The sequence below is a fragment of the Brucella lupini genome, from assembly GCF_002252535.1.
In the GTDB taxonomy this organism is placed as follows: Bacteria; Pseudomonadota; Alphaproteobacteria; order Rhizobiales; family Rhizobiaceae; genus Brucella; species Brucella anthropi.
On the sequence record NZ_NNRN01000053.1, the window covers coordinates 429,099 to 438,652 of the forward strand.

Below are 9,554 nucleotides of genomic sequence, written 5' to 3' on the forward strand. Positions count from 1 at the left end.
TGGCTTTCCAGTGCCTTCCTTGACGGCAGGCCGTGAGTAATCTGACATGAATTATCTGACACGTCGGCTGCTGACATTTCCCCTGGTTATGCTGGGGGTGTCGATCCTTGTCTTCGTCGCGATCCGTATGGTTCCAGGTGATTCCATTACGGCTATGCTTGGAACGGAAGCAGGGCTGCTGACGCCGGAACAGCGGCAGTCTCTGGCGCAATATTTTGGTATCGACCAAAGCTGGACCACACAGTACTGGCGTTGGCTCGGTGACGTAGTGCAAGGTAATCTGGGTGTCTCGGTCACATTCGGGAAGCCAGTTCTGACAGTTATTCTGGAACGCTTCCCGCTGACACTGCAGCTGGCATTGATGTCGATGATTATTGCCTTGCTCATCGGCCTCCCGGCTGGGGTTTATGCAGCAACGCGCAACGAAAAAATGTCCGATCTCGTGGTTCGCATTTTTGCAATGATCGGGCAGTCGACTCCGAGCTTCGTTCTTGGTCTCCTCTTCATTTATATTCTTTCGGCAGGGTTCGGTGTGTTGCCGACTATGGGCGAATTCACGCCACTATGGGTAAATCCGTGGCAGAATTTTCTACAGATGATTTTGCCCGCCATAACGCTCGGCTGTGCATTTGCGGCGTCGGTCACACGCATATCGCGTTCGGCTATGCTGGATGTTCTCAGTGATGATTATGTTCGCACTGCCCGCAGCAAGGGTGCCTCGGCCCGCTCTGTCATCTGGCGACACGCATTGCCGAACGCACTCATCCCTGTGGTGACGCTGAGTGGTGTAGAATTCGGTTACCTTCTGGGCGGAGCTGTGCTGGTCGAGCAGATCTATGCTCTGCCGGGGCTCGGACGCATGGTGCTGGATGCCATATTGCAGCGCGACTATGCGCTGGTACAGGGTAGTATTCTCTTCATCGCGTTCAACTTCATGATCGTCAATCTGCTTGTTGATCTTCTTTACGTTGCGCTCGATCCGCGCATTCGTCTGGGGGAAAACTAATGCAGATATTGCGTTCCGTTTTCGCTCATCCGAGTGGCCGTATCGGCGGGCTCATCGTATTGATCTATCTGATCGTCGCGTTTCTGGGGTATTTCGGTTTTACGCCGCATGACCCGTTGATGCAGTACCGGATAGACAGGCTGCGTCCTCCAAGTACTGCCCACTGGATGGGAACTGACCTGTTCGGTCGTGACGTCATGAGCCGCCTGATGGCAGGCATCGCGCAATCCTTCATCGTTGGCTTTTCTGCGGTCGGAATTGCCGCCATCGCGGGCACCGTTCTGGGATTGACTGCGGCATGGTTTGGGCGCTGGTGGGATGGAACTGTCATGCGCGTCATGGACGTGCTTCTGGCATTTCCGGCAATCTTGCTTGCGCTTCTGATCATTGCCGTTGTCGGACCGGGAACAGGAACAAGTATCGCCGCCATCGCCATCGTCTACACCCCGATTTTTACGCGGGTTGTGCGTGGTCCGGCCTTGTCGATCAAAACACGTGAATTTGTTGATGCAGCGCGTACGTTCCACAGTAGCAACCGTTACATCCTTTCGCGCCATCTGCTGCTTAATCTGATCGCGCCTTTGACCGTCCAGATCACCTTGGCGCTTGCCTGGTCGCTGCTGACTGAAGCAGGCTTGAGCTTCCTCGGTCTCGGCACGCAGCCGCCGGCTTCGTCGCTTGGTCTCATGCTGGCAGATGCGCGCAATCTCATGGAAACCGCGCCATGGCTGCTGGCATTTCCGGGGCTGGCGATCATGATCGGTATACTTGGCTTCAACCTTCTGGGTGATGCTCTACGCGACATTCTCGATCCCAGAATGCGGAGGGTAGCGGCATGAACAAGCTTCTGTCCGTCTCAAACCTTCGTGTCGGTTTCGGGCGCAATCCTGAAGCCAATGAGATTGTGCGCGGTGTGAGTTTCGATCTCGCCGCCGGGGAAACGCTGGCGATTGTCGGGGAAAGCGGTTCCGGTAAATCTGTAACGGCCTTGTCGATCAATCGTCTTGTGGACTTTGGCGGCGGGCACATTATCGATGGAACGATCGAGTTGAATCGCGCGAACGGTACCACCATCGATCTTGCGACTGCGAATGAAGCTGAGGTGACGAAAGTCCGTGGCGCGGAAATCGGCATGATTTTTCAGGAGCCCATGACGTCACTCAATCCAGTGCTCACTATCGGGACACAGATTGAGGAATCGTTTCGTCTTCACCGTGGACTTACCGGCAAGCAGGCAGCTTCCGCTGCCAAGGACGTACTTGATCGCGTACGCATTCCAGATGCTGCACGGCGTCTCAAATACTGCCCGAACCAGCTTTCCGGCGGTATGCTGCAACGGGTGATGATTGCAACGGCGCTTGCCTGCAATCCGCGCCTCATGATCGCCGATGAGCCGACCACAGCGCTCGATGTTACGGTACAGGCACAGATCATGGCACTTCTGGCAGAGCTGAAGCGCGAAGCCGGCATGGCGATGATCTTTATCACTCATGACATTGGTCTGGTCGCAGGTATGGCCGACAAGATCATGGTCATGCAACACGGCGAGGCAGTGGAGCAAGGTGAACTGAATGTCGTTCTCGATCAGCCTCAGCATCCTTACACGCAGCATCTCCTGAAGGCTGTGCCACATTTTGAAAGCGGCAAGGCGGTACGAACGGATAACGTACGAGCGGCCAAACCCGGAACGAACCCAATTCTGGCTGTGGAAGGGCTCACAGTCCGGTTCCCAGTCAAGGGCGGCATTCTTGGCCGCAGACTTGGTGCAGTTCATGCCGTGGAGAGTGTCGATTTCGATCTTGTTCCGGGCGAAACACTGGCGGTCGTAGGGGAGAGTGGTTCGGGTAAGTCGACGACTGCGCGGGCGATTCTCGGGCTCGTCAAAGCGTCACACGGCAAGCTTGAAGTCGGTGTAACAGATACCGCCGACACTCGAAATTCATCTTCTGTGCAGATGGTTTTTCAAAATCCCTATGCATCGCTTAATCCTCGTCTGCGTATCGATAGTATTCTTGCTGAGCCGGTCATAGCTGCTGGCGGGCGCGACGGGCCGGAAACACGACAGAAGATGCTGCAGTTGCTTGACCGGGTGGGGCTGCCTGCAAACAGTCTGGAACGCTATCCGCACGAGTTTTCCGGCGGGCAGCGCCAGCGGCTTTGTATTGCCCGCGCCTTGATGCTGAATCCTTCAGTGGTGGTACTCGACGAAGCCGTCTCAGCTCTCGACGTATCCGTACAGGCGAAAGTGCTGGAGCTGTTGATCGATCTCCAGAAGGAACGTGGTCTCGCCTATCTGTTCGTGTCGCATGATATGGCGGTAGTGGAGCGTGTCGCGCACCGCATCGCCGTCGTTTATGCTGGGCACATCGTGGAAATTGGCGATGCCGCTTCCATCCTGTCTGCACCAAAACACTCCTATACGAAGCGGCTGATCTCTGCCGTTCCAAGTATTGATCGGCGCAACGAGCATTTTACCCTCGATACGCGACAAGTGCCTTCACTCGTACGCCCGCTGGGATATGAGCCGGCACCGGCAAACTGGCAGACATATGGTCATGATCACATGGCCCGGACCGAGGCATAACTATCATGGCAGAACCGAATGTCCGCCACTCCGTCGATACTGCTTTTACGGCTCGCTTTGAAAAAGCTTTCAGCCTTCTGACAGGTGCGTGCGACTCAGGCCGTATTCCGGGAGGGGTGCTTGGAATGGTCGATCTCTCCGGCAACCGGGCTGTCCGGGCGACTGGCTATGCGCAGATCATTCCGGCCCGGCGCGCGATGACAACCGATACGTGGTTCGATCTCGCCTCGCTGACCAAAGTGATTTTCACGACACCTCGCATCCTTACGCTGGCCGAGGAAGGTGTCATTGACCTCGATGCACCATTGATCACGTTGCTTCCGGATCTCCGGCAATATGATAATGATGCCTGGGAGCGCAAAGTCACCTTTCGTGAATGTCTCGGCCACCAGACGCCATTTCCGTCGGTCGAACCGATTTACACATATGGACGGGATCCGGAATTGTTGCGCGCATTCGTATTGCAACGCGAATGGAGAGAATCCGCGCCGGTTTATTCAGACATCAATTTCATTCTGCTCGGTTTTGCGATGGAAAGATTTTACGGCAAGACCATTCGCGAGATGGACCCCGGCGAAGGCTTTGCCTTTTCCGCGGAGCCGGAGATTAGTGCCGCTACCGAAGATTGCACCTGGCGCAATCGTGTACTCTGCGGTGAGGTGCACGACGACAATTGTTCAGCGTTGCAGGGTGCGGCGCATGCGGGTCTGTTCGGTACGGCCGCGTCCATACTTGATTTTGCGCTTGGCTTGCTTGACGGCACGGGTGCATCGCAAAACGTTATCGAACACATGTGCCGACCACTATCCGCCACCCGCACGCATGGCTGGGAACGACCTTATGACGGTTGGTCGGGGGGCAATTTCAATTCGAAGGATACAATCGGGCATACCGGTTTCACGGGAACCGGCTTGTGGATTGATTTTGAAGCGGGCAGGGCATGGACCTTGCTCACCAATCGTATTCATCCGACACGTCACTTTGACAGCGGTATTCTGGCGCTGCGTCAGGGTGTCGGCGACGCAATTTCATTGGGATAGGAGACGTCTATGCAGCCAATATGGGCCGTTGGCCTGATGACCGGTACCGTTCTTGATGGAAACATCGATGTTGCCCTGTTGAAAACTGATGGCGAAACCATTGCGGAATTCGGCGCTTACGCGTTGAAACCTTATCCGCGTTGGATTCGTGATCTTCTCGAACAGGCGCAGGCCGAGGCTCGCGTCTGGAATTTTGAAGGTGCGGAACCTGCGATTTTTGCTGAGGCAGAGGAAGCGCTGACACGCGCCCAGTCTGCGGCTGTGCGCGAACTGGTTGAGGAAAGCGGGCTGTCGATGGCGGATATTGGCGTTGTCGGTTTCCACGGGCAGACGGTTTTGCATCGTGCACCGCAGGCAGGCAGGTTTGGTGATACGAGGCAGCTTGGCGATGGAAGGCTTATGAGCGAACTGCTCGCTACTAAAGTGGCTTATGATTTCCGGACGGCAGATATTCGGGCTGGCGGGCAGGGTGCTCCGCTTGCGGCCGTCTATCATGCTGCCTTGCTGCGCAGTGCTGATGCGAGTGGCAATACTGCGATTCTCAATCTCGGTGGTGTCGGTAACATAACCTGGTGGGATGGTGATGATGCGCTTGTGGCATTCGATACCGGTCCAGCCAATGCGCCTATCAATGACTTTATGAAAAAGCAGGGATTGGGCGAAATGGACCGCGACGGGGCACTGGCAGCAAAAGGTAAGGTAGACGAAGACCGGCTCGCCGAACTGCTCAAGCACCCCTATTTGACTGCTCCGTATCCCAAGTCGTTGGATCGCTTCGACTTTACCGAGACGATGGCCGACGGCCTGAACGAGGAAGATGGCGCGGCGACATTGACCGCGTTCACAACTTCAGCGGTTGGGAAGGCTCTGGACATTCTGCCGCGTCGGCCGAAACGGCTTGCAGTCAGTGGCGGTGGCCGTCGCAATCCAACCATGATGCATATGCTGGTCGAGCGCGCCAAGGTGGAACTCGTGCCTGTCGAAACGCTTGGCTGGCGAGGCGATGCTGTAGAAGCTGAATGTTTTGCTTTCCTCGCAGTGCGAGCCTTGCGCAGTTTGCCTATCAGTTTTCCGAGCACAACCGGCGTTCCTGAGCCGATGACCGGCGGAAAACTAGTCGGTTGATGCGAGAATAACTATCCAATTTCTCCAAAGGGCAGCGTCAAACACGTTGTCCTTTTTGTTTTTGACAGCACGAATTGAGCCTGATTGACCTAGTGCTCAGCTGATACGGCATATTAAAAGCGTTACTATCCAATAAAAACGATCTAACATTAGGGTAATTCACTAACTGCGGTCGTTTGAAGTTACGTTGCGGCAAGCTTGACGCCGATATTCCATTTTTATGCATAAGAACATGAAAAAATACAAGACTCATGCGATCTTCACGTTGATTTAGGCAATTCTCTTTATTGTTCTAATTTATCATGGGGAAATGCAATGAAACTAATTCGAGTCCTTGCCTGTCTGCTCTTGCCTTTCGTCTGGCTATCTGGGGCCGCTGCTGAACCGCTGGCCAAACCGACGGGTAAGCCGATTCTGGTCATATCCGGCAATATTTCGAATACAAATGTTGGCGATACAGCACAATTTGACCGGGATATGCTGGAGGCCCTGGGTTTAGTGACCGTAGAAACGGCAAATCCATGGTATGATGGTCGTGTGCGTTTTGACGGCGTGTCGATGGACAAGCTTATGACGCTTGTCGGCGCCAAGGGAACGAAAGTGACTGCGGTAGCGTTGAACGATTATGTTAGCTCGTTACCGATGGAAGACTTCAAGAAGTTCAATGTTATTCTTGCCATGAAACGAGATGGCAATTACATGCCGGTTCGCGATAAAGGACCATTGTTTATTATTTACCCGTATGACAGCGACCCACAGCTCCAAAGCCAGACCTATTACACACGTTCTGCGTGGCAGGTTGCCAAGCTGATAGTTGAATAGAGGCAAAGTGTGAGACGAATTCTAGGCGTCATTATCTGTTGTTTCGTGGTGGCAACGGCCTATATCGCCTATGTCATTGCCGAACGACAGACAGCGCTTCAGAAATTCTCCCGTTATAATGATTCCTGGGCTGTTGGTCAGACTGTATCGGAATATATGCGGCTTGAGCACGTTCTGGCTGGATACGTTCTGGATATGAACGAAGAGACGCGCGACGAAGTGCGGCTTCGCCTCGATATTATGCTCGGGCGACTGGAACTGTTGCAGCAAGGCAATCTGCGCTCCTTCATTCAAAACGATCAGCGGCGACGCGATCTCTTTTTGAAGCTAAGCGACGTTCTTCAGGCACTTGACGTCCAGCTGGATAAACTTGATGCAGACGAGGTCAAAACCCATCTGCAATTAATGAGTGCGCTTGATGGTCCGATGACAGCGCTTGCGTCATCTGCAGTTGAGTATGATGTCGGACTTATAGATGCTGCCCAGGCAGAAGTTCGCCAGTTGCATCTCATCTACACCGGATTGGCGGCGGGCCTCATTCTCTGCGGCGTCGTGCTCGTTATTCTTCTGCTACGTCACAACAAGCTTCTTGATCGGGCGCATGGCAGCATGCAACGCCTGACAAGCGATCTTAGGCAAGCGACAGGTGAACTGCAGTCGCAGAATTTTCGGCTGGAGCACGATGCACATCACGATGCGCTGACCGGATTGCCCAATCGTGTCCTGTTCCGGCAGGATTTGGAGAAAAGGCTTGAGGCCGCACAGACGGGAAGCCAATCGGCCATTATTCTTCTTCTGGATCTCGATGGGTTCAAGGACGTAAACGATACGCTTGGGCATGATGTTGGCGACGCACTGTTGCAGGCAGTTGCACGACGTCTTACCAAACTCGGCGAACGAGGTGACATGGTGTGTCGCCTGGGCGGGGACGAGTTTGCCGTGCTTTCCACGGGATTACGGGAAGAGGAAGCACTGGAACTTGCGGATCGCCTGATGGACGTGATCAGCCAGCCTTATCATGTCGGCGAGCTGGAAATCAAAATCGGAACCTGTGTCGGTGTCGCAATCTCCGAGGGTGAACCCGACACGGAGGAACTTTTCAAACATGCCGATTTGGCGCTTTATGAGGCAAAGGCTCTCGGGCCTGGTCATGCGAGCGTATTCAAATCGCAGATGCAGACGCGTTTGCGGGAGAAGAAGTCATTTGAGGCCGATCTTCAGAAGGCACTGGAGAATGGTGAAATGGAAGTTTACTATCAGCCGCAAGCCTGCACCATAACGCGTGAGATATGCGGTTATGAGGCTTTGCTCCGTTGGACTCACCCTATCCGGGGGGCAGTTTCACCGGTAGAGTTTATTCCCGTGGCCGAGAAGATTGGCTTTATTCACGCGCTAGGGGATTGGGTGCTCAAGACGGCCTGTCTTGAAGCTGCTCATTGGAATAAGCCGCTCAAGATCGCAGTCAACCTCTCTCCTGTTCAGTTTCGCAGCCTGAACCTCATTCAAAGCGTTATCGATGCCCTGGAGCAAAGCGGCCTCGAAGCGAATCGGTTGGAGCTCGAGATCACAGAATCAGTTCTGCTGGACAAAAATGAGCAGACCTTGAGCACTCTACGCCAGCTAAAAGCATTGGGTATCCAGATCGCGATGGACGATTTCGGAACAGGCTATTCCTCGCTTGGCAGTCTCAGCGGGTTCCCCTTCGACAAGATCAAGATTGATCGATCTTTCGTACGCGATGTGACAACGCGACCGGACGCACTGGCGATTGTCGAACTCGTAACTGGGGTCGGGCGCAGCCTCAGAATGGTAACAATTGCAGAAGGCATTGAAACTGAGGAGCAGTTCGAGTGCCTGAAGCGGTTGGGATGCGATCAAGTTCAGGGTTACCTCATAGGTAGGCCGATGCCGGCTTCAAAACTCAAACATCTTCATGGTCGGAGTGGGCAGGACGTCAAGGCGGTCGGTCATGCATCAAATCGCTGACGATATAGCGGTGTGACAACTGGCATCAGATAGGCAAATCAGTTTATGTTCATACGCTAATCACATCGTAAAGTTACGTGTGATGCATTCAATAAGTTGGAGTGCATTTGGTCGTTCGTTTGGACGCGATACTCCGATACTGGGGAACTGGGGCGTAGGAATTGCTGAAAGTACATGGGATTAACGTGCCGATCGCATCTGACGAAGTTTCGCCGGTTATCTGGCAGGCTTTGATGAGCGGCAGCTATGAAGCCAAAGAAGCGCGTTCGATTTTCAAGGTAGTGAAGCCGGGAGATCGCGTGCTGGAGCTCGGCTCAGGCATCGGAATTATCACATCGATTATTGCCAAGATTGCCGAGGTGTCTGTTTGGGCTTTCGAGGCTAACCCGTCTACTGCAGCGCTTGCTCAGCGTGTAATCGATGCCAACGGCATCAACAATGTTGTGCTTTCCCAAGGGATTCTTACTGCAGGCGAACCCCGCTCTTTCCGCTTCTATGTGCGGCGTGACCTCTGGATGTCATCCATGGATGAGAATCAAGGGCCATACGAACACGCTATAGAATTGTCCTCGACCAATATTGACGAGTTCATCACTCGCCACGGTATCAATGTTCTTGTCATGGATATCGAAGGCGCTGAGCATCACCTGCTGCAAAACGCCGATTTGACGGGTGTGGAGCGCATCTTCCTTGAATTACATGATCACCTTTATGGCTTGGCTGGCATCCGGGATATGATGCATGCGCTAGCGGCGAAGGGATATGCGTATGATCCACGGGGGTCTCAGGGGCCATGTGTGTTGTTTGCCAAGGACGACGGTGTTCGCGAATACGAACCCGAATAGAGTATCGCGATCATAATATGTGTGTTTTTGAAAAGGGCCGCTTTGAGCGGGCTTATTTTCAAGTTGGACTGTGGAAAGATTTTTTGGAGAAATTGCGGATTGGTCGTTGACAGTTTGGAATGATGGGGTCTATATGGCGCCACAAC

8 protein-coding genes are annotated in these 9,554 nt (G+C 53.8%); all 8 read left to right on the forward strand.

What is annotated here, in order from left to right; all coding sequences use genetic code 11:
- The first annotated feature begins 46 nt into the window (after positions 1-46).
- The 8 genes from CES86_RS18855 (at position 47) to CES86_RS18890 (ending at position 9,408) form a co-directional block, all read left to right on the forward strand.
- Complete coding sequence (locus CES86_RS18855) at positions 47-1,006, forward strand: ABC transporter permease (protein WP_012092570.1); 960 nt, start codon at positions 47-49, stop codon at positions 1,004-1,006.
- A complete protein-coding gene (locus CES86_RS18860) occupies positions 1,006-1,845 on the forward strand; it encodes an ABC transporter permease (RefSeq protein ID WP_029929943.1) in 840 nt (279 codons plus the stop codon). Before CES86_RS18855 ends, CES86_RS18860 begins: the two co-directional genes overlap by 1 nt.
- Positions 1,842-3,590 (forward strand): ABC transporter ATP-binding protein, encoded by a 1,749-nt coding sequence (locus tag CES86_RS18865; RefSeq protein ID WP_094515065.1) that lies wholly within the window; start codon positions 1,842-1,844, stop codon positions 3,588-3,590. Before CES86_RS18860 ends, CES86_RS18865 begins: the two co-directional genes overlap by 4 nt.
- Positions 3,591-3,595: 5 nt before the next feature.
- Positions 3,596-4,630 (forward strand): serine hydrolase domain-containing protein, encoded by a 1,035-nt coding sequence (locus tag CES86_RS18870; RefSeq protein ID WP_029929947.1) that lies wholly within the window; start codon positions 3,596-3,598, stop codon positions 4,628-4,630.
- Between the two features lie 9 nt (positions 4,631-4,639).
- A complete protein-coding gene (locus CES86_RS18875; protein WP_029929950.1) occupies positions 4,640-5,755 on the forward strand; it encodes an anhydro-N-acetylmuramic acid kinase in 1,116 nt (371 codons plus the stop codon).
- Between the two features lie 315 nt (positions 5,756-6,070).
- A complete protein-coding gene (locus tag CES86_RS18880) occupies positions 6,071-6,577 on the forward strand; it encodes an oxidoreductase (RefSeq protein WP_010661764.1) in 507 nt (168 codons plus the stop codon).
- 9 nt (positions 6,578-6,586) lie between these two features.
- The gene (locus CES86_RS18885; RefSeq protein ID WP_012092576.1) at positions 6,587-8,563 is read left to right on the forward strand and encodes a putative bifunctional diguanylate cyclase/phosphodiesterase; all 1,977 of its coding nucleotides are present in this window, start codon (positions 6,587-6,589) and stop codon (positions 8,561-8,563) included.
- Between the two features lie 161 nt (positions 8,564-8,724).
- On the forward strand, positions 8,725-9,408 hold the full coding sequence (locus CES86_RS18890; RefSeq protein WP_029929952.1) for an FkbM family methyltransferase: 684 nt from the start codon (positions 8,725-8,727) through the stop codon (positions 9,406-9,408).
- Positions 9,409-9,554 lie beyond the last annotated feature (146 nt).